Source organism: Stenotrophomonas sp. ASS1, from assembly GCF_004346925.1.
Lineage (GTDB): Bacteria > Pseudomonadota > Gammaproteobacteria > Xanthomonadales > Xanthomonadaceae > Stenotrophomonas > Stenotrophomonas maltophilia_A.
This window is the reverse complement of record NZ_CP031167.1, coordinates 1622044-1643055: the sequence shown is the minus strand read 5'-3', so window position 1 is coordinate 1643055 and position 21012 is coordinate 1622044. Positions and strand designations below refer to the sequence as shown.

Genomic DNA, 21012 nt, shown 5'->3' with positions numbered 1-21012 from the left:
GGGCGTATGTGTAGAGCCGCGTCAGAACCTGTAATTCAAGCTCAACCGCACGTTGCGCGGCTCACCCCAGGTATAGGTGCTGTACCAGCTGAAGATCGTGTAGTACCGCTTGTCCAGCAGGTTGTTGACGTTGAGCGTGGCCGACAGGCGATCGTTGAATTCATAGCGCGCCATTGCATCGAGCAGCCAGTAGGGTTGGGTGCGATGCACCACCTTGGCCTGCGTGGCCGGGTTGGTGATCTCGCCGAAAGTGGAATCCTGCCAGCGCGCACCACCGCCCAGCGTCAGGCCTTTCCAGTCGCCACGCAGGCGATAGCTGGTGTGCAGGCTGAACTGGTTTTCCGGTTCCAGCGTGGTGACCTTGGCACCGGCCTGGCGGGCGATCTTGTGCGAGAACCCACCCTGCACCTGCCAGCCTTCCGCCAGCTGGCCAGACATTTCCAGCTCGTAGCCCTTGGTACGCACGCCCATCAGCGCGCGATAGGCATCCTGCCCGTCCGGTGTCTTGCCGCCGGTGGGCTGGGCAAAGTTGTCCTGGTCGAGCTGGAACAGCGCCGCACTGGCGTTGAAGCGCCCATCGAGGAACTCGGCCTTCAGGCCCATCTCGTAGCTGCGGCCTTCCAGCGGATACAGTGCCTTGCCCTGCTCGTCGCGTTCGCTATGCGGTTTGAAGATGGTGCTGTAGCTGGCATACACCGAATAGTGCTCGCCAAGGTCGTAGACCACGCCGGCATACGGTACGAACACGCCGGTTTCGCGCGTCTGCGGCGAACGGTAGCTGGCCAGGCGGCTGCCCACGATCACCTTCAGTGGATCGGCCACGTCGAAACGACCGACCACATAGACGCCATTCTCGCGCGTCACTTCGTTGTTATCGTAGCTGCGCTGCCATTGCGGCTCCGCAATGTCGCCCTGCCATGCGCGGTAATCGGGCACCTCGGTCGGATAGCCGGGCTGCGGCGAGTAACCGGTATTGGTCCAGCGCTTGCGCGAGGCGCTGCCACCGACCACCAGCTCATGCTCGCGGCCGAACAGGCCGAAATGACCGCTCAGGTAGAAGTCGGCCGCGTTGCTGACAGTCTTGCCAACGTACTTGCCCAGCCACAACGACACGCCTTCGCCGGTGACCGGATCGGGATTGCCACCGGCCGCTCCCGCCAGCGCCGCGTCATAGCCGTTGACCTGGTGGTTGAGCTGCAGCTTGGCCACCCAGTCGTTGGCGAAGGTGTGCTCGAGCGTGGCGAAGCCGGTGCGCACATACTGGCGCCAGCCACTCCAGCGCGTGCCGTTGTTGAACGAACGCGGCATGTCATTGAAGTTGCCGGCACTGTCCAGAAGAGGGATGCCACCCCAGGTCGAGCCCTTCGGGTCGCTGTCCATCGTATCGCCACCCACGGTCAGCAGCGTGCGCTCGCCCAGATCTGCTTCCAGCACCGCGTAGCCCACCTTGCTGGTGCGCTGGTAGAAGTCGAGATTGGAATGCTTGTCCTGCCAGGCGCCCACCGCACGACCGCGCACGCGTCCATCGGCGGTCAACGGGCCGCCAACATCGATCTCGGCACGATAGTCATCCCAGCGGCCCAGACCCAGCGTCGCACTGCCGGCGAACTCCTTGCCCGGCTTCTTGCGCACCAGGTTGATGGTCGCGCCCGGATCGCCCATGCCGGTCAGCAGGCCGGTCGCGCCCTTGAGCACTTCGATGCGGTCATAGATCGCGGTATCGCTGAGCGTGTTGCCCGCCGAATAGGCCGAGTCACGCGACATCGGGATGCCGTCGTACTGGAAGTTCTGCACGGCGAAGCCGCGCGCGTAGTACTCGGTGCGCTCGCTGTCGTAGGTGACGATGCTGATGCCCGGGGTCACCCGCATCACGTCATCGATGCCGTTCAGGCCAAAGTCGTCCATCTGAGCGCGGGTAATGACGCTGATGGTCTGCGGGGTCTGCCGTGGCGTCAGCACCAGGCGGGTGGCGGTGGCGATGGTGCCGGGCGTGTACGCGCCGCTGCCCTCGGTGATGGTGCCGAGCAGGTTGGCGGTGACCTGCACGGTCTGCAGGGTCTGCGACGCCGGGGCCTCGGCGGCCTTGTCCGGCTCGGCGGCGGACTGCGCGGCTGCGATGCCGCTGCTGGCCAGTGCGGTGATCAGCAGGCCCTGGGCAAGCGCCTGCGGCAACGCACGGCGACGCGGCAATGGGGACGGAATACGGGCATCAGGCACAGACAGCACGGCGGGACCTCCACGATCGGGTGGGATCCTCTGGCGGCGGCTGGAGGCGGGATGGGGATGAGGCCGGATGGCCGCAGGCGCAGGAGTGTACTCCCCTGCGCCCCGGCTGTCGTGCGGTGTGCTGTGGTGCGGCGCGCTGCCGCAGGCTCAGCCGCCGATGGCGGCGCAGGCCTCCAGGATCAGTGCGGTCACGTCCTTCGGCTGCGAGGCCAGCGAGGCATGGCTGGCATCCAGCTCCAGCAGTCGCTTGGACTGCATGCGCGTGGCCATTGCCCTCTGGTTCTCCGGCGCGATCATCCGATCATGGCGGGACAGCTGGTACCAGCTCGGCTTGTGCTTCCACGCCGGGTCGCTCACCGCATCACCGAAAGTGCTGGCCAGCGGCGCCTTCTGGGTCACCGCCATCACCCGGCCCTCATCGTCGCTCAGGTCCTGGCAGAAGCTTTCATGGAACTTGTCGGCGCGCAGCCACAGGTAACCATCACTGTCCGGCGCCAGGTTCGGTGCCGCTTCCGGCAGATGCTGCTGGGTGATGCCACCGGGGCTCTCGCCGGCATCCGGGGCGAACGCTGCGATATAGACCAGGCCCTTCACGTTGGCCTCGTTGCCGGCCTGGCTGATCACCGCACCACCGTAGGAGTGGCCGACCAGCAGCACCGGCCCGTCGATCTGCCGGATCATTTTCCGGGTGCGGCCGGCATCGTCGGCCAGCGAGGTGAGTGGCAGTTCCACCGCCTGCACGCGGTCATGGCCGTTGCGATGCAGCTCCAGGATCACTTTGGCCCAGTGTGCGGCCCCACCCCAGAAACCATGGACGAGGAGGATGGTCGGTGTCGTGCTCATGTACGGATCTCCGGCAGCGGCCGGCGGGATGCCGACCGTGTCGCCACTGTCCGTCTTTGGCGTTAATCAGCGGTGACGCATTCGGGTCACTGCAATCGTATGCGTCGCTGGATGTCATGCATGGCACTTGCCGATCCCGCTTGAAAACGTTTTCATGGATGATCCTTGGAGCTTCGTATCGCGCATGACGCCTTCATCCCCACGTGCCCAGCAGCACGCCACCCGCGCTGCCTTCTTCATTCCCGGATTCGCCACCGCCGCCTGGGCACCGATGGTGCCCTACGCCAAGGCCAAGGCCGGGCTGTCCGACGCCAGCCTCGGCGCAGTGCTGCTGTGCCTCGGGCTCGGCTCACTGCTGGCGATGCCACTGGCAGGTGCGCTGACCGGGCGGCTGGGATGCCGCCGGGTGATGGTGATCACCTGCGCGACGATGCTGTGCGCCCTGCCCTTGCTGGTGCTGGCGCCCTCTCCGGTAGCGCTGGGCGCCGCCCTGTTCGTGTTCGGCGCCGGCGTCGGTGCACTGGATTGTGCGATGAACATGCAGGCGGTCGCGGTCGAGCGCGACGCCGGGCGCGCGATGATGTCCGGATTCCATGCCTTCTACAGCATCGGCGGCTTCGTCGGCGCCGGCTGCATGACCGGCATGCTGATCCTGGGTACGCCGCTGTGGCTGGCCGCGTTGGTTTCGGTGGCCACTCTGCTGCTGGTGGCAGTGCTGTCGGCACCGCACTGGCGCCCACAACGGATCCTGCATGAAGGCCCCCTGCTGGCACTGCCGCATGGCGTGGTGCTGTTCATCGGCGTGCTGGCCTTCGTGGTGTTCCTCGCCGAGGGCTCGATGCTGGACTGGAGCGCGGTGTTCCTCGCCGAAGTGCGGCAGGTGCCACGTGACCAGGCCGGTGCCGGCTTTGCACTGTTCACCCTGGCGATGACCGCGATGCGCCTGTTCGGCGACGGCATCGTCGAGCGCCTCGGCCGGACCCGCACCCTGGTCTTCGGCGGCATCACCGCTGCTGCGGGTTTCACCCTGGCGACGCTGGTGCCATCGTTCCCGGTGGCGCTGGCCGGCTACGTACTGGTCGGGCTGGGCTGCGCCAACATCGTGCCGGCGCTGTTCTCGATGGCCGGCCAACAGCGGGTGATGCCGGAGAGCATCGCCATCACTGCGGTCACCACGCTGGGCTACGCCGGCATCCTCGCCGGACCGGCAGCGATCGGCGCACTCGCACACGCTACCAGCCTCGGCTTCGCCTTCCTGTGCGTGGCCGCGCTGCTGCTGGGCGTCGCGGCGTCTGCGCGCTCGCTGGCAAGACGGGTGGCCTGACAGAAAAAAGGGGACGGAGGGGATTAAGTCGTTTCTGGCCCAGCTGTGCGGGAAACGACTTAATCCCCTCCGTCCCCTTTTCTCAGCTGCGTGTCAGCCACTCGGCCTGGGCCGGCAGCTGGGGCGCCGGGCAGGCACTCTGCGGATGGTGCTCGTCGCGCGCCATCCAGTCATCGACCACGCCCGCCAGCAGGTCCAGTCGCAGCGGCAGGGTGATGTGGTCCTCGCCGCGCATCTCGATGTAGTGCGCGCGCGGATTGGCCTGGGCCAGTTCGCGGCCCTGGCTGACCGGAATGTGCTGGTCGCCCTGCCCGTGCAGCAGCAGTACGCAGGCGCGGGTATCGGCCAACGCGCGCGCCACGTCCACGCGGTCCAGGTCAACATCGATGCGGCGGCTGGCGGCGGCGATCACCTGGTTGATGTCCTGGCCGCCGTAGCGCCAGCGCGCGTACGACGCCACCGCCTGCGCCTTCAGGCCTTCCGGCTGCAGTCCCATCAGGTGCGGGATCATCGTGCGGATCGCCACACCGGCATTGGCGAACGATTCCATCGCCACCACGCCTTCCACCTGGTCGCCCAGCTTGTCGGCGGTGAACACCGCCGTGGCCGCGCCGTAGGACACACCGAACAGGTACAACGGACCGGTCACTTCACCGCGTGCACGCAGCTCACCGATCACATCAACCACGTCATCGGATTCGTAGGTGCCGTATCCGGACGGACCGGCACCGGACTGGCCATGGTTGCGCAGGTCCAGGGTGATCACGCGGTAGCCGGACTCGGCCAGCTGCAGCGACCACGGCAGCATCGAATCACCGTTCATCATCCAGCCGTGCAGCAGCACTACGGTGCCGCGCGGCGTCTGCGCGCGGAACGGCTGCGGCACCGCCAGGCTCAGGCCGGTATCCAGCGGCAGGCCGTTCTCATGGCGCTGCGGCAGGTAGTGGTAACGCGCGCCGTAATCGCCGGGATCGAACACACGCCAGAATATCGGCACGCCATCGCGGCCCGGCGCGAAGCCATGGCGGTTGGGCAGTTCGGCGATGGCCGCGGCAATGCGCGGGCGATCGAGCAGGGTCGATACGCCACCCGGTGCGATCAGCCGATCGGCGAGTGAGGTGGACGAGGCATTGATGGAGGAGGAGCATGCAGCCAACCACAGGCCGGCGCACGCCAGCAACAGCAGCAGCAGGCGCTTCATATCACGTCATAGGGGTGAATCAGACAGGCTGGGACGTTAACGCCCCGATAGACCGGTCATCTATCGCGCGCGGATGACGGCTTGATGACAGCGCAGGAACGATTCAGCTTGGTGTACAAGCTGTATCCGTTCAGTCATTGATCCGGATCAATGAACGCGCGCGCGGGATTGCCCACAGTGCCGCCATGCGCACCTCGCTCAAGCTCGCCATTGCCCTGGCCGCCACGTTGGCCGCCGCCTACGGCATCGCCCGCACCACGCCCTACTGGTTCGCACCGCGACAGACGGCGCAGGTCGACATCCACGATCCGACGCTGATCGCGCAGGGACAGTACCTGTCGCGCGCCGCCGACTGCGCCGCCTGCCACACTGCGCCGGGCGGCAAGCCGTTCGCCGGTGGCCTCGGTATGCAGACGCCGATGGGCACGATCTACTCGACCAACATCACGCCCGATCCGGACACCGGCATTGGCGCCTACGACTACGCCGACTTCGAGCGCGCGGTCCGTCGCGGCATCCGTCACGATGGGCAGCCGTTGTATCCGGCAATGCCGTATGCCTCATACGTGATCGCCAGCGATGCCGAGATCAAGGCGCTGTACGCCTACTTCATGGGCTCGGTGCAGCCGGTGAAGCAGGGCAACGCCGACAGCACGATCCCTTGGCCGGCCAACATGCGCTGGCCACTGGCCTGGTGGCAGCTGCTGTTCGCACGCCCGCGTACGTTCAACCCGGATCCGTCGCTGGATGCCAGCCAGCAGCGCGGCGCCGAACTGGTGGAAGGCCTGGCCCACTGCGGCGCCTGCCACACGCCACGCGGGTTGGCGTTCCAGGAAAAGGCGATGGCCGATGATGGCAGCCGCCAGTTCCTGTCCGGCTCGGTGCTGGAAGGCTGGTATGCGAAGAACCTGCGCAATGAATCAACCGGTCTGGCCAGCTGGAACGAGGGCGAGATCGTCGACTTCCTGCGCACCGGACGCACCGATCGCTCCGCGGCCTTCGGCGGCATGGCCGACGTGGTCGAGCACAGCACGCAGTACCTGTCCGACGCCGACCTGCTGGCGATGGCCCGCTACCTGAAACAGCTGCCGGCGCGCGAGGGCCGCAGTGCGCAGTGGTCGCCGGGTACCGACACCACCACCGCCGCACTGCGTAGCGGCGACTACCGCGTGGCCGGTTCGCTGGCCTATGCCGAGCACTGCCAGGCCTGCCACCGCGCCGACGGGCGCGGCATGCCGCGCGTCTATCCCGCCCTGGCCGGCAACTCGATCGTGTTCGCCGATGACCCCAGCTCGCTGGTGCAGGTGACCCTGATCGGCGGCCGCACGCCGCATACCCCGCAAGACCGCATGGCCTTCACCATGCCCGGCTTCGAGCAGCTGCCGAATGCGCAGCTGGCACAGATCCTGACCTTCATCCGCAGCAGCTGGGGCAACCAGGCCAGCGCGGTGAGCGAGGTCGACGTGGCGCGCATGCGCCGGGTGGTGCGTGACAAGCCGGTGCACTACGTTCCGCAGGAGGCCGCACGATGAAACGTTCGCGCAAACGCTCCCGCCTGCTGGTCGGCAGCGTGGTCACCCTCGTGCTGCTGGCCGGCGCCGGCACCCTCGCCTATCGCCATCTGTACCCGGACCTGGATGCTGCCGTAGCCAGCACGATCGATATCCTCGATGCGCAGGGCAAGGTGGTCGGCCACTACCACGCACCCAGCGCCGAGGAGATCGCCGGGCTCGGCAATGCCGAATCGGTGATGCTTGGCCGCCGCCTCCTCAACGAGACCGCACGGCTGCTGCCGGACAACGTCGGCAACGATCTGAACTGCAATTCGTGCCACATGGCCGAGGGCAAGCGACCGTTCGGCAACCACTATTTCAACACCGGCGGCGGCGCCTATCCGCGTTACATGCCGCGCCCGGGCAAGGTGATCGGGCTGACCGAGCGCATCAATGGCTGCCTGCAGCGCTCAATGAACGGCAAGCCGCTACCGAAGGACTCACCGCAGATGCGCGCCATGCTCGATTACATGGCGTGGCTGAGCAGTCCCGTGCCAGACGGTGCAAAGGTGGCCGCCCCCAGCGAGGGCCCCATCGACAGCACGCTGACCCCGGACCCGATCCGTGGCCAGGCGCTGTACGCCGTGCAGTGTGCCGCCTGCCATGGCGACAACGGCGAAGGCCGGCGCGACGCCAGCGGTGATATCGCCTTCCCGCCGCTGTGGGGCGACCACAGCTTCAACATCGGCGCCGGCATGGCGCGCCTGTACAAGGCGGCCGGTTTCGTCAAGCACAACATGCCGCCGGCGGTGACCCGCGAGCCGCCACTGGGGCAGCAGGTGATGCCCGACCAGGATGCGGTGGACATCGCCAGCTACTTCATCAACCAACCGCGGCCGGACTTCGCCAACAAGGCCAAGGACTGGCCGCGCGACCCGAAACCCAAGGACGCGCGGTACTGAGGAGGGCGTGGTTCAGCGCTTGACCAGCTCGACCCGGCGATTGCGCGCCTTGCCTTCCTCGCTGCCATTGTCGGCCACCGGCCTGTCGGTGCCGAAGCCGGCCGCCTGCAGGCGGTCGGCGTTGACCCCCTTGGCGGTCAACGCCGCCACCACCGACCGCGCACGATCCTCGGACAAGCTGCGGTTGTGCGCGGCCGCGCCGCTGTTGTCGGTGTGGCCTTCGATCGACAGTTTCAGCGACGGATCGGCACGCAGCAGGTCCAGCACCTGCGCCAGCTGTGGTTCGGACGTCGGCAGGATCTGCGCCTTGTCGGTGGCGAAGTTGACCTGGATCGCCACGCGGCCGTCGCTGTCCAGCTTCTTCTTCAACGCATCGGCCGGCAGCAGCGCCGCGGTCTGGGTGAAACCCTTGCGCTCGACCACGACCCAGCCAGCGCTGAGGTATTCGAGGCGAGCATGTACCCACACCTGGCGGCCGTCAGCCAGATCGACGCGATAGACCACGGTGTCGTAGTTGTCCCAGCTGTAGCTGGCCGCGTTGCCGTAGGACGACTGCACCTGCTTCGACACACCCTCGGCCGCCTCGTGCGGGATGCGCCCCTCGAACACCTTGGTGCCGTTGACCTGGGCCATCATCGCCTCAAGGTTGCGGCGTACTTCATGCATCGAGTATTCGCGCTCGCCCTTGTCGAAATCGGCAGCGAAGGTGCGGCCCTCGACCGGTTCGAAGTGATCTCCGGTCCAGAACGGGAAGGCATCGAAATCACGCTGCTCGGGCGTGTTGCGCTCACGATAGCCGGCCGGCAGGGACAGGTGCGGGAAACTGTCCGACCACTGCGCGGTGGCCTTGAACGGAACGTCATCCACGACCACCAGACCGGCGCCGTTGCTGTCCACCGCCAGCTGCACCCACACGGTGCGGTTGGCCTGGCGCAGCACGTAGACGGTGGTGGGTGCGTCCTGTTCACCGTTCACCGCATCGATGAAGCCACCCCCGATCTCGCCTTCCAGTTGCGGGCCGTAGTAGATGTCGCGCAGCAGCGTGCCTTCAAAGACCTTGCGGCCGCCAGCGGCGGTGATCACGCCGTCGAAGTTGCGCTGCACTTCCAGCGCGGAGAACGCCTTGTCGGGGGCCACCTCACTGTCGGTCACGATGCGTGCCGACCAGCTCGGACCTTCCGCCCAATGCACACCCTCGCCCATCCGGAACGGGAAGCGCGCCCAGGCGCGCGGGTGCGGGGCGTTCTGCGGCGCGTAGCCCTGCGGCAGGCTGAAGAACGGCAGCTCACCCAGCGCGGTGTCGCTCAGCGGCACGCTGCCGGTGTCGAAAGGCACCAGCGGCACCGGCTTGCCATCGCGGTCGGTGAGTGCGGTGCCGTCGGCGGCGGCCGTTGAACCCGCTGGGGCGGCGGCCGGTGCTGCGGCCTCGTCCGCCGTGGCTGGCGCAGGCGGTGCCACCTCTCCATCCGAGGGCGTCCGGTTGCACCCTGCCAGCAGCACCAGGGCTGCACCTCCAAGCCAGATCTTCGATCGCTTCTGCATCGCCACCACCTCAGGTCCATTGAAGCGCCGAGCATACCCGAAGGCCGTGACCGCCCCCACAGTGCCATCGTTCCTGCGCTGCCACGTCATCCCGATGTCATTGGCGCTGCCGACACTCCGGGGTTTCCTCCCTCTGAAGGTCCGGTTTCGATGCGAACGATTGCGCGTTTTCCCCGTGTCTCGCTGCTGGCCCTGCTGATCGCCCCCGCCCTGGACGCCCTCGCAGAAGCACCGCAGGGCGATACGGGCGAAGCGCGCAGCAGCGATGCGCGTACCCTCGACCAGGTACAGGTGATTGGTCAGGCCACCAGCTACGCGAAGACGTCGGTGCGCGCGGAAACACTGAACCGGCAGACGGTGATGAGCAGCGTCAACGACGCGCTCAACGAAGTGCCCGGCGTGGTGGTCAGCGAGGCCGATGCCACCGGTTCGTCGGTGTGGGGCACGCAGATCAGCATGCGCGGCTTCGTGACCAACCGTGACACCCAGCAGATCGGCACCACCATCGACGGCCTGCCCAATGGCGGCTCGGGCTACGGTGGCGGTTCGCTGGCCAACCGCTACATCGATACCCTGGACCTGGAAACAGTGGAAGTCAGCCAGGGCACTGCCGACATCTCCTCGCGCTCGAACGAGGCGCTGGGTGGCACGCTCAACTTCCTCACCAGCGACCCACTGCAGGACAGCCGCCTGCGCTTCGTGGTCGGTGCCGGTGACAACGAGGTGCGCAAGTACTACGTGCGCTACGACACCGGCCTGCTCGGCGGGCATACCCGCGCCTGGGTCAGCGCTTCTTCCGCACGTGTGCACGACTGGATCGATGGCAGCGGCAAGACCAGCAACGACCACATCGCCGGCAAGTTCATCACCGAGCTGGATCGCTGGACGCTGACCGGCTACCTGTCCTACAACGATGCCGACGAGCCGGAGTACACCAGCGTCTCGCCGAAGGGCTTCGCCACCAATCCGGACCGCGACAACCTGGGCGGCACCCTCACCGGCATTCCGTACCTGGACCAGAACTACCGTTCCGGCTCGCGTGCGCTGCGCGAGAACACCTTCGGCTACCTGCGCGCGGCCTTCGACGGCGGCAACGGCTTCAAGGCCTCGGTGGCGGCTTACGGGCACCGCATGGAAGGTCGTGGCGACTGGCTGCCCCCCTACCTGGCGCAGGTCAGCGATGATGGTGCCGGTCGCCCGGAGTCAGAGTACATCGGTGGAAAGACCGTGTACGGCGGCAGTAACCGCGGCCAGATTTTCTTCGTCAATCCCGATGGCAGCGCCGCGCAGCGCCTGGCCAGCTGCACCCCACGGCTGGGCTTCACCGCCGAGTACGATCCGAACTGCTACGCGGGCAACGTGCTGGGCGCGCAGTCCTACCGCCACACCCACTACGACAACGACCGCATGGGCGTGACCGCCGACGTCGAATGGCGGCAGACCTTCGGTGCGGTCGACAACACGATCCGCGGCGGCCTGTGGGTGGAAAAGCTGGACCGCTCGGCGCGCCGCGACTGGCATCGCCTGCTCAACGTCGGCCAGGACATCGCCTTCGACCATCAGCCGTACTGGGTGCAGTTCGAGGACAAGTACAAGGTTGACGAGCAGATGTACTACGTCGAGGACGTGGCCCGCTTCGGGCCGTTCAGCGCACGCCTGGGCGTGAAGCAGTTCTTCGTCGACCAGTCGCGCCGCCGCGTGATCGGTGCCAGCGAGCACGTCAAATCCGATTCCAAGTCCGATCCGCTGATGTCCACCGGCTTCACCTGGGCACCCGGTGTGGAAGGCATGGAGCTGTTCGCTGGCTTCTCGCAGAACTTCGCCGCCATTCCCTCCGGCGTGCTCGGCGAGACCGACCCGCAGCGCTTCCGCAACGTCGAGCCGGAGACCGCCGACAACATCGAAGTCGGCATGCGCATCAGCCGCTGGCCGCTGACCGCTTCGGTCACCCTGTACAACATCAAGTTCGACAACCGCATCGTCTATCTGCCGGCCGGCTTCGTCAGCGGCATCGATTACCTGGGCGAGACCGACGGCGTCTACGAGAACTTCGGCGGCGTGGAAAGCAACGGCCTGGAGGCGGCGTTCGGCTATGGCTGGGACAACGGCTGGCGCCTCAACGCCGCCTATACCTACAACCGCTCCAAGTACCTGGGCAGTGGCGATGCCGCACGTGATACCCAGCTGGGCATCGTCGACGGCGCCAAGGTGATCGGACAGCCCGAGCAGACCCTGGTGCTGTCGGCCGACTGGCAGGGCGAAAACTGGAACTTCGGCCTGTCCGGTCGCTACCTCGGCACGCGCTACCTCGATGCCGCCAACGTCAACAAGCTGCCCTCGGCCACCGTGTTCAACGCCAATATCGGCTTCGACCTGCAGGGCCTGTCGCCGCGCCTGAAGGGCATGGGTGCCAACCTGGTGGTGAGCAACCTCACCGACAAGCGGTATCTTGCAGGGGTGGACGGCCGCGACAACGCCTTCATCGGCGCCCCGCGCACTGTCGGCATCTCCTTCCGTGTGGACCTGTGAGTGAGCCCGTGACTGATATCGGCCGACGCCGGTTGTTGCAGGCCGGCGTTGCCGCCGGCCTTTCTCCGCTGCTTCCCAGCATCGCCCGGGCCGCAGCGATCGCCCCCGCCGCGCAGACGCGCAGCCTCGAAGACCTGCAGCACATCGTGGTGTTCATGCAGGAAAACCGCTCGTTCGACCACTACTTCGGCACGCTGCCGGGCGTACGGGGGTTCGGCGATCGCTTCGTGGCTCCGGCCGCTGCGCTGCAGGCCGGCGGCCGCACGCGCAGCCTGTGGCTGCAACCCGATGCCAGCGGCACGCGCGCGATCGCACCGTTCCCGCTGGATACCGCTGCGCACTTCGGCTACATGCGGGTGGAGGGCACACCGCACACCTGGCCGGATGCACAACAGGCCTGGGACCATGGACGCATGGGGCAATGGCCGAAGACCAAGCAGAACCATTCGATGGGCTATTTCCAGCGCAGCGACCTGCCCTTCCAGTTCGCGCTGGCCGATGCCTTCACCATCTGCGACGCCTACCACTGCGCGATGCAGGCCGGAACCAACCCGAACCGGGTGTTCCTGTGGACCGGTCACAATGATGCACACGCGCGTGCTGGCGGTCCGGTGATCGCCAACTCGCACGACAACTTCCCCGAGCACGGCGGGCATCCGGCGTCGTATCGCTGGACCAGCTATGTCGAACGCCTGCAGAAGGCGGGCGTCTCCTGGCAGATCTACCAGGACATGGCCGACAACTTCACCGACAACCCGCTGGCCGGCTTCGAGGCGTTCCGCCAGGCCTACCGCGCTGCGCCGGGGCATGACCCGCAGCTGCGCGCACGCGGCGTCAGCACCCGTGGCCTGGCGCAGCTGCACCAGGATGTGGTCGATGGACGCCTGCCGCAGGTCAGCTTCATCATCGCCGACGCGGCCGGCAGCGAGCATCCCGGCCCCTCCAGCCCGGCCCAGGGCGCGGCCTATACCGCTCGCGTGCTGGATGCACTGACCGCCGATCCAGAAGTGTGGAGCCGCACCGCCCTGCTGCTGATGTTCGACGAGAACGACGGCTTCTTCGACCACATGCCGCCACCGGCACCGCCTTCACCGATAAACGGTGGCTGGGCGGGTATGTCTTCGGTCAGTACCGAAGGCGAGTACCACCGCCATCCGGCACCGGGCGACGAGAAGTACGACGCCGCCGAGCTGCGCGGCCGCCCCTATGGGCTGGGTCCGCGCGTGCCGCTGTACGTGATCTCGCCCTGGAGCCGCGGTGGCTGGGTCGATTCGCAGGTGTACGACCACACCTCGGTCATACGGCTGATCGAACGCCGCTTCGGCGTGGCCGCACCGGATATCTCACCCTGGCGCCGTGCGGTCTGCGGAGACCTGAGCAACGCCTTCGACTTCGCCCAGCGCGATACCCGTCCGTTCGTACGCGGCCTGCCCGACGTGAGCGCGGCGGCCGCACGTGCCGCCGCCCTGCCAGGACGCACCGTGCCAGCGTTGCCGGAGGGGCTGGAACCGGCGCAACAGGAACGTGGCGTACGTCCGGCGCGTGCCCTGCCCTATCGGCCGCAGGCATCGATTGCCGCGATCGACACATCGGGCGTGGAACTGGTGTTGTCCTGCGAAGGTGCGGCAGCGGTCCTGCATGTCTACGATCGGCTGCGGCTGGGTGCAGTGCCACGCCGCTATACACTGATACCGGGCACGCCACTGCGCGAACGCTGGGCGCTGGATGCACAGGGGCGTTACGACCTGTGGCTGCTTGGCCCGAACGGCTTCCACCGTCACCTCCAGGGTGCTGCCAAAGGGCCCGTCGTGCAGGCGTCGGTCGAGCGCGCCGACGGCCAGCTGCGGCTGCACCTGCGCAATCTCAGCGATACCGCACAGCAGCTGCGCGTGCATGCCGGTGCCTATGCCGGGCACATGCCGGAACAGACGCTTGCGCTGCCGGCGCATGCGGAGACCGCATTGGCGTGGGATGCAACGCCTACCGCGGGCTGGTACGACCTGCAGGTCAACGCCGGTGAGAGTGTGCTGCGCCTGGCGGGCCGTGCCGAGGATGGGCGTCCTGGCACCAGTGACCCGGCGATGGGCAGCGAACCACTGCGCCTCGAGCACGATTGAGCCGCTCCGCCCTTGTAGAGTCGAGCCATGCTCGACTGCTTTTTCCGGTCAATGATCGAAGAACGATCGAAAAGCAGTCGAGCATGGCTCGACTCTACAGTGGTGCTGGCTGATCAGGCCTCCTGCAACCCCGGCCGGCCGTGTTCCACCGCGTAGCGCTTCCAGCTCTGCACCGTTCCATTCGGCTGCATCACGGTATCCAGCGTCTTCATGTCGCCGATCCAGGCATCACGGGTGACATCGCACAGCACATAGCCACGCTTGTCGGTGGTCGCCCTCAGATAAGGGCTGTGCGCGAGCTGATTCCTGGCGTACGCATCCACGCCCTGGCCGTCGGCCCCCGAAGTGATCGAAGTGGCAAGGAACTCACTGGAGACCACGCCTGAATCACGATGGTCCTGCACCAGGTCGCTGGCGTAGTGCCGATGCGCGTCGCCGCAGGCGGTCACTACATTGCCGAAGCCAACCTTCTGGATGTGGTCAAGCAGGCGCCGGCGGCTGTCCAGATAGCCCGACCACTGGTCGTCGGACGACTGCACCACACCATCCTTCTCGCGCATGTAGTTGCCCAGTGCCACCTGGTGGGCGATGGTGTGCCAACGTGGCGTGGCATCGGCCAGGCCGTCGAACAGCCAGCGCTCCTGCTTCGCCCCCACAATGCTGCGCTCCGGCGATTCCACCTCCTCACGCAGCGCCATGTTCACCTGCTTGCTGCGGTACTGGCGGGTGTCGAGCAGGTGCAGGTCCATCAGCGTGCCATAGCGTGCGCGCCGGTACATCTGCATATGGCCATCGCGCGGGAATGCCGAACGGCGCAGTGGCATGTTCTCGTAGTAGGCCTGGAACGCCTGTGCGCGGCGCAGCAAAAACACTTCGCTGGGCGTATCGTCCTGGTCTTCGGCGCCGGCCCAGTTGTTGTCCACTTCATGGTCATCGAAGGTGACGAACCACGGCGCCGATGCATGCGCGGCCTGCAGGTCGGCATCGCTCTTGTACTGGGCGTAGCGGCGACGGTAGTCGTCCAGCGTGTAGGTCTGCGGCCCGACATGATTGCGCAGGTTGGTGAACGGCTGGCCGTTCATTCTCCGCAGGCCCGGCTGGCTTTCGCCTTCGTAGATGTAATCACCGTAGTGGAAGACGAAATCCAGCGGTTCCTCGGCAATGCGCCGCCACGCGGTGTAGTGGCCTTCTTCGTAGTGCTGGCAACCGGCCACCGCAAACCGCACGCGATCCACTGCGGCCGTGGCTGCGGGCAGCGTGCGGGTGCAACCGACCGCACTGGCGTGGCCGCCTACGGTGAAGCGGTACCAGTAAGGCCGTGCGGGCGCCAACCCACCCAGCTCCACGTGCACGGCGTGGCCGAGTTCGGGATGCGCCATCGCCGAACCCTGGCGTACCACCTTGCGCATGCCCTCGTCCGCGGCCAGCTGCCATTCGACCACCATCGGCCGGGTCGGCATGCCACCGCCGAACACCAGCGGCTCGGTCGCCAGCCGTGTCCACAGCACCATGCCATCGGCCGAAGGATCACCCGAGGCCACGCCCAGGGTGAACGGCGTGCTGGCGAACCGCGGCGACGCCAGCAGGTTGCGCGGGTTCAGCGCGGCGGCATCGGTCTGTGCGGCCAGCGCGTGCGCCGTGCCCATCCACGCGCCGGCAGCAGACAGGCCGGCCAGGGCCAGGAATCGCCTGCGATTGATCGTATCCACGGCTGCGCCCTCAGTTGTAGATGATGTGGAAGTAGAAGAAGCGGCCGTAGTCGTCGATCTCGGTACGGAAGCGCCCGTTCGGACCGGTGCTGTAGGTCGGCTGCGTGTTGAACAGGTTCTTGGCCTCGTACTTCAGCGTCACGTGCTTGCTGACCTTGTGGCTGAAGGCCAAGTTGAAGGTCATGTATGGGTCGTAGTACGAGTCCAGCCACTGGGTATCACCGAAGTCGACCAGCATCCGGCTGCGGTAGGTACCGGACAGGCGCAGCTGTGCGCTCTTCCACGGCATGCGCCAGATCACCGACCCATTGAGCGACCAGTCCGGCTGGTACAGCAGGCGGTCCAGGCGGCGTTCGGTGCCATCACTGATGCGGTAGTTGGTCTGGCCTTCCAGCCGCGTGGCGTTGAAGTACATGTCGAAGCGCTGACGGCCCCACTGCAGGTTGCGATTGGCGACCGCGAACTCGACGCCGCGCAGCCTGGACTCATCGGTGTTCATCGGCTGGGTGACCCGGTAGCGCGTGTCACCCACGTTCTCGAAGGTGGTCAGGGTGTAGATGTCGTCCTTGATCACCTTGTCGAACAGTGCCACCGAGACCAGGCCGTTGTTGCCGTTGAAGTACAGGTCCCACGCCAGGTCGATGTTGGTGGAACGGCGCGGCTGCAGGTTGGCGTTGCCCTGCTTGATGGTGCAGAAGCCCCTGCCCTCCTCGTCATCACCACAGCTGGTGCTGGTGGCCTGGGCGATGTTGCTGGGTGTCGGCCGGCCCAGCGTTCGGCTGGCGGAGAAGCGCAGGCGCTGGTCCTCGCTCAACTTGAACGTCGCATTCAATGAAGGCAGCAGGTTGTTGTAGCCACCGCTCGTATTGCGGAAGGCAGAGGTATACGTAGTGCCGCCATCATCGCTGAATGGGCTGTAGGCATCGAAGCGGGTGTGGTCGTAGCGCAGGCCGCCGATCAGCAGCAGTCGGTCCCAGGCGTAGTGTGCGGACACGTAGGCATTGGTGATGTCCTCCACGTACTTGTAGTCGCTGGTGAAGTTGGCATTTGGATACGCCGCATTGTTGTTGCCCAGTTTCGGCAGCAGTTCCTCGTTCCACTTGCGGTTGTCGATCAGCGGGAAGCCCGGCACGCTGCCCAGCAGCGTCGAACCCGGATACAGGTAATCGTTGAGCGTGGCACTGCTCTTGAAGTAGTCGAAGTCGATGTCCTGCCAGATCTTCAGATGGCGGTATTCGGCGCCGGCGGCCAGGCCGAAGCCACGCGCATCGGCGTCGACGTTGTAGCTGAAGTCGGCACGCAGGTTGTCGATGCTCTCCTTGGCGTCGCGCGGCGAGACATAGGCCTGCGCCGGGTTCAGCTTGAACGCCGAGCTGGTCAACAGGCTGGAATCGGAAACCGCCACTGCGTTCGGGAAACCATGGCTGTCGTTCTCGTAGTCGACGAACAGATTGCTTGGGTAGGCGCGCACACCCCAGTAGACCTGGTTGTTGTGGAAGGTCTCTTCGGTATGGCCGCCACGCAGGGTCAGCCGCGAGCGATCACCGATATCCCAGTTGAAGCTGGCGATGGCGCCACGGTTGCTGCGGTCCCAGCGGTCGTGGCGGTTCTTGATGTAGATGCTGTTGATCTGGGTGGTGCCACTGTCTTCGGTCTGGTTGCGGATCGGAAACTTGGCGTTGCCGTACAGATCGGTCTTGTTCATCGTCGAGTTCTCGTAGAACCGGTACGAGTACAGCAGCAACGACGCGTAGAAAGGATCGTCCGATGGCTTCCATTCCAGCTTGGCCGAGCCACCGAAGTTGGTGATGAAGTTGGTGTAGGTGCCGGTGCTGAAATTGCCGGGCGCACGCAGCCCGTTCCAGCCCTTGGCCTCGTCCGGCCCCGTGGTACCGTCGGTGAGGTACTTGCCGGCGTCGTTGTAGTAGTAGTTCGACTCCACCCAGCGCTTGACGCTGTTGCGCGAACGCTGCTCATAGCGCGCTACCGCAACAAGGCCGAATTCCTGGTCGGCACCGAACTGGTTGGAGAACACCATCTTGGCGCTCTTGCCGAAATGCCCCAGGGTCTCGTGGTTGCCACCGGCACTGCGCTCGACATTGGTCTCGGCCGTGGAGTAGATACCAGCCACATCGGCGAACACGTACTTGCCGGACCGGTCGAAGGCACTGCGGCTGATGATGTCGATCACGCCGCCGATCGCATCCGGCGCCTGCTCTGCGCTGAAGCTCTTGTAGATGTCGGTGCGGGTGCCGATGTCGCTGGGAATCAGCTGCAGGTTGTTCATGCGCTCACCCGAGCCACTGCCACCCACGCTGGCAATCGCGATGCCGTCGATGGTGGTGTAGTTGAGGTTGGCCTGCACGCCACGCACCGTCACGTAACGGGGCTCACCGGCATCCTCCACGGCACTCAGGCCCGGCGCGGCCATCAGGCTCTCGGCCAGTGTCTCGTCGCCGTAGCTGTCCATCTCGTCGTAGACCACCGAATCCTTGATCACCGGCGAGGTCTTCTTCTGGTCGATCACCTCATGCGCAGCAATCACCTTCACCGTGCCCAGGGTCGGCGCCACCACCGCTTCGGCCTCGCGCGGCTTCGGCGCGGCCGGCTTCGGTTCGTTGTGTGCCGGCGCAGGATCAATGGCGATGACGTTGCCATCCACCACGGTGTAGCCCAGGCCGGTCCCTGCCAGCAGCGCGTCCAGCGCCTGCTTGACGGTGGCACCGCGCGGCACCGCCCCGGCCATGTGCGCTTCACCACTGCCCGAATACAGGAACTGCACGCCGGAACTGCGCGACAACTGCTCCAGCGCGCGCGCCAGCGGCTGCGCCGCGATCGGCGCCGAAACGCGGGCCTCGAGGCCATCGGCAGTGGCCGCAGCCGCCAGCGGCACGCTGCAGGGAGACAGGGCGAGGATGATCGACAGGTAGAGCGTGTTGCGCATCACGGGTCCTTGGAAGAGAGAAAGCAGCAGGTGCCGCTGCGTGACTCGGCAGCGGCTTCTCCCAAGTAAGAGCCCGCATCCACCGAAGTGGAGAACGCGGATTTGATGAATTTTTTCTGACAACGCACGGCCATGTCGACCTCAGCGACTGCCAACCCGCACGGTGTCGCCTTCTCGCCGCACCACGAAGCGCGGGTCGCGCTCGAGGAAGGCCTGCAGCGCACCGATGCGATGCGCGTCCAGGCTGCCGGACAACCGCGCCGACGCCGCACCTTCATCCAGCACCCGCACCTGCACCTGGTTGTGGCGGTTGAAGGCGGCGGCCACCTCATCCAGCCGCTCGTCCAGGAAAGAGACCTTGCGTTGCTGCCAGTCCAGCAGCATCGACAACGGCACATCCAACGACTCGACCGCATGGCTGCGCGCGTCGACCTGCACCACCTGGCCTTTACCCAGTTGTGCAAGACGCCGCGCATCCGCACCGTGGCTCCACACTTCCACCTCGCCGGAAACCACACCGATGCGGGTGCCCTGCAGCCGTCGCGACACGTCGAACACCGTGCCGATATCGCGGATCTGCAATCCGTTCACCCGCACCTCGAACGGCCGTCGGTCCTGGGCGATGTCGAACGTGGCCTCGCCCTGCAGCAGCTCCACCCTGCGGCTGAACCCGCCCATGCGCACCCGCAGGCGGCTGTCCGCGTTGAGCCGCACCTGGGTCTGGTCGGGCAGCACCAGGTCGCGAATTTCTCCATGTCCGGCGCTGTAAAGCTGCTCGGTAGGCATCAGCTGCGGAACCAGGCCCACGCCGAGCAGGGCGATACAGGCTGCGGCAGCCGCCACCCACCAACGCGTGCGACGGCTGTGCGGCGCACTGCGCAGCGGGGCCTGTGCGTGTCCGAACAGCGGCACGACCTTGGCAGCGGCCTGCTGTGGCGGCACCGAGGCCTCTTCAGCCAATGCCGATTGCAGCGCCTCACCAACCTGCCGGTGCAGTGCGAGCGCGTGCATATAGGCGCGCACATGCTCCGGCGAGCGCTTCATCCAGTCCAGCAACGCAACCCGCTCGGCTTCGCCCAGCACGCCCTCGCGATTGCGCTGGAACCAGTCCATGGCCTCGCTGGCGATCGCGTCGTCGGCCGCACCCGATGGATTCCGTTTCATGTGAGCTCCCTGGCGCCCAGCGCCTTCCTGCAGGCGTCCAGCCCCTTGCCGATATGCTTGCGCACCATGTGCACCGAGACCTGCAGCTGCTGGCTGATTGCCGGGCAGTCCAGCCCGTCGCGGTAATGCAGCTCCATCACCCGCCGCGTGGTCGCCGGCAGCCGTGCGATGGTGGTGCGGATATCGTTCCAGCGCTGCGCGCGCTCGAATTCGCCTTCGATGTCTTCTTCGCTCTTCAGCACTTCGGCCAGGAGGTCGACGTCCTCCAGCGGCGGCAGCGAAGAACGCGCGCGCGCGTGCTCCCGTGCAAGATTGGCGGCCACGGTGAACAGGTAGGCTTCCGGGTTCTCGACCGCGTCGGCATGCTCACCGGTGCTGCGCAGCAGCCGCAGGTAAACCTCCTGCGCCAGATCCTCGGCATCTTCGCTGGCAGAACCCCGGCGCAGGAAGAAGCCGCGCAGCAGCCGCCGCCGCAGCGCATAGCTCTTCTCCCAGATCCTCACGCTGTTCACGGCCGGCCAACCACCCCAAGGCTGGAAAGCCCCGCAGGGTGACGGCCATCGATGACAGTGGCGTTTCAACTGCCGGCACGCAGCCGCTAGAATGCCGCCCTTGCAGTTTCCGGCAGCCGGCACAAGGAGTGCCCCGCAATGAACGCCCGCACCGCCATCAACCCCCTCAGCAGCCTGCTGTTCCTGCTGCTGGTCGCACACACCACCGCCTACCAGCAGCAGATGTGGCCGCCCAGCCGTGTCGTCCACGTGCATCCGGTGGTCGTCGCCCTCGCCTACGCGCTGGGCCTGCTCACCCTGCTGCTGTGGATCGGAGGGCGCCGCTTGCCGGAACGCTGCCAGCAGCTCTCGGGCTGGCTGCCGATCGTGGCCTGGTGCCTGCTGGGGGTTGGTGTGGCGGTCATCCCGATGTTCTTCCCGGGCCTGTCCCCGGCCTGATCAGCGGC

14 protein-coding genes are annotated in these 21012 nt (G+C 66.3%); 6 read left to right on the top strand and 8 right to left on the bottom strand.

The features are described from left to right. Positions 1–21 precede the first annotated feature (21 nt). Entirely contained in the window at positions 22–2226 is a 2205-nt protein-coding gene (locus MG068_RS07680; protein WP_132809803.1) for a TonB-dependent siderophore receptor, read from the bottom strand. A 147-nt stretch (positions 2227–2373) separates the two neighbouring features. After that, entirely contained in the window at positions 2374–3069 is a 696-nt protein-coding gene (locus MG068_RS07675; RefSeq protein WP_049400455.1) for an alpha/beta hydrolase, read from the bottom strand. 184 nt (positions 3070–3253) lie between these two features. On the opposite strand from MG068_RS07675, the gene MG068_RS07670 reads away from it, so the two are divergent. Next, positions 3254–4393, top strand: coding sequence for an MFS transporter (locus MG068_RS07670; protein WP_132811122.1), 1140 nt, complete (start codon positions 3254–3256; stop codon positions 4391–4393). 82 nt (positions 4394–4475) lie between these two features. Here the strand turns inward: MG068_RS07670 and MG068_RS07665 are convergent, their stop codons facing one another. Beyond that, complete coding sequence (locus MG068_RS07665) at positions 4476–5594, bottom strand: alpha/beta fold hydrolase (protein ID WP_132809802.1); 1119 nt, start codon at positions 5592–5594, stop codon at positions 4476–4478. A gap of 185 nt (positions 5595–5779) precedes the next feature. Between MG068_RS07665 and MG068_RS07660 the strand changes: the two genes are divergently transcribed. Both MG068_RS07660 and MG068_RS07655 read left to right on the top strand, forming a co-directional pair. Further along, positions 5780–7126 (top strand): c-type cytochrome, encoded by a 1347-nt coding sequence (locus tag MG068_RS07660; protein WP_132809801.1) that lies wholly within the window; start codon positions 5780–5782, stop codon positions 7124–7126. Next, positions 7123–8049: a c-type cytochrome gene (locus MG068_RS07655; RefSeq protein WP_032128430.1), complete on the top strand. Its 927-nt coding sequence runs from the start codon at positions 7123–7125 to the stop codon at positions 8047–8049. The genes MG068_RS07660 and MG068_RS07655 overlap by 4 nt, the downstream gene beginning before the upstream one ends. A gap of 12 nt (positions 8050–8061) precedes the next feature. On the opposite strand, the gene MG068_RS07650 is transcribed toward MG068_RS07655, so the two are convergent. Next, entirely contained in the window at positions 8062–9591 is a 1530-nt protein-coding gene (locus tag MG068_RS07650) for an OmpA family protein (RefSeq protein WP_132809800.1), read from the bottom strand. A 150-nt stretch (positions 9592–9741) separates the two neighbouring features. On the opposite strand from MG068_RS07650, the gene MG068_RS07645 reads away from it, so the two are divergent. Further along, positions 9742–12120, top strand: a complete 2379-nt coding sequence (locus tag MG068_RS07645) for a TonB-dependent receptor (protein ID WP_132809799.1) — start codon at positions 9742–9744, stop codon at positions 12118–12120. A gap of 8 nt (positions 12121–12128) precedes the next feature. Next, on the top strand, positions 12129–14237 hold the full coding sequence (locus tag MG068_RS07640; protein ID WP_132809798.1) for a phosphocholine-specific phospholipase C: 2109 nt from the start codon (positions 12129–12131) through the stop codon (positions 14235–14237). Positions 14238–14350: 113 nt separating this feature from the next. Here MG068_RS07640 and MG068_RS07635 read toward each other — a convergent pair whose 3' ends face one another. From MG068_RS07635 to MG068_RS07620, 4 genes are all read right to left on the bottom strand, one after another. Further along, complete coding sequence (locus MG068_RS07635; protein WP_132809797.1) at positions 14351–15946, bottom strand: alkaline phosphatase D family protein; 1596 nt, start codon at positions 15944–15946, stop codon at positions 14351–14353. Between the two features lie 10 nt (positions 15947–15956). Then, positions 15957–18890: a TonB-dependent receptor gene (locus tag MG068_RS07630; RefSeq protein WP_132809796.1), complete on the bottom strand. Its 2934-nt coding sequence runs from the start codon at positions 18888–18890 to the stop codon at positions 15957–15959. A 141-nt stretch (positions 18891–19031) separates the two neighbouring features. Next, positions 19032–20054: a FecR family protein gene (locus MG068_RS07625; protein ID WP_132809795.1), complete on the bottom strand. Its 1023-nt coding sequence runs from the start codon at positions 20052–20054 to the stop codon at positions 19032–19034. After that, a complete protein-coding gene (locus MG068_RS07620; RefSeq protein WP_049400446.1) occupies positions 20051–20566 on the bottom strand; it encodes an RNA polymerase sigma factor in 516 nt (171 codons plus the stop codon). The genes MG068_RS07625 and MG068_RS07620 overlap by 4 nt, the downstream gene beginning before the upstream one ends. Before the next feature lie 138 nt (positions 20567–20704). Here MG068_RS07620 and MG068_RS07615 point away from each other — a divergent pair, with 138 nt between their 5' ends. Further along, complete coding sequence (locus MG068_RS07615; protein ID WP_132809794.1) at positions 20705–21004, top strand: hypothetical protein; 300 nt, start codon at positions 20705–20707, stop codon at positions 21002–21004. Positions 21005–21012: the final 8 nt, after the last annotated feature.

What these genes read in the sequence shown, in the direction of transcription:
- MG068_RS07675 (WP_049400455.1), bottom strand. Translation starts at nt 3,069, where the DNA reads ATGAGCACGACACCGACCATCCTCCTCGTCCATGGTTTCTGGGGTGGG.
- MG068_RS07670 (WP_132811122.1), top strand. Translation starts at nt 3,254, where the DNA reads ATGACGCCTTCATCCCCACGTGCCCAGCAGCACGCCACCCGCGCTGCC.
- MG068_RS07665 (WP_132809802.1), bottom strand. Translation starts at nt 5,594, where the DNA reads ATGAAGCGCCTGCTGCTGCTGTTGCTGGCGTGCGCCGGCCTGTGGTTG.
- MG068_RS07660 (WP_132809801.1), top strand. Translation starts at nt 5,780, where the DNA reads ATGCGCACCTCGCTCAAGCTCGCCATTGCCCTGGCCGCCACGTTGGCC.
- MG068_RS07655 (WP_032128430.1), top strand. Translation starts at nt 7,123, where the DNA reads ATGAAACGTTCGCGCAAACGCTCCCGCCTGCTGGTCGGCAGCGTGGTC.
- MG068_RS07650 (WP_132809800.1), bottom strand. Translation starts at nt 9,591, where the DNA reads ATGCAGAAGCGATCGAAGATCTGGCTTGGAGGTGCAGCCCTGGTGCTG.
- MG068_RS07645 (WP_132809799.1), top strand. Translation starts at nt 9,742, where the DNA reads ATGCGAACGATTGCGCGTTTTCCCCGTGTCTCGCTGCTGGCCCTGCTG.
- MG068_RS07630 (WP_132809796.1), bottom strand. Translation starts at nt 18,890, where the DNA reads ATGCGCAACACGCTCTACCTGTCGATCATCCTCGCCCTGTCTCCCTGC.
- MG068_RS07625 (WP_132809795.1), bottom strand. Translation starts at nt 20,054, where the DNA reads ATGAAACGGAATCCATCGGGTGCGGCCGACGACGCGATCGCCAGCGAG.
- MG068_RS07615 (WP_132809794.1), top strand. Translation starts at nt 20,705, where the DNA reads ATGAACGCCCGCACCGCCATCAACCCCCTCAGCAGCCTGCTGTTCCTG.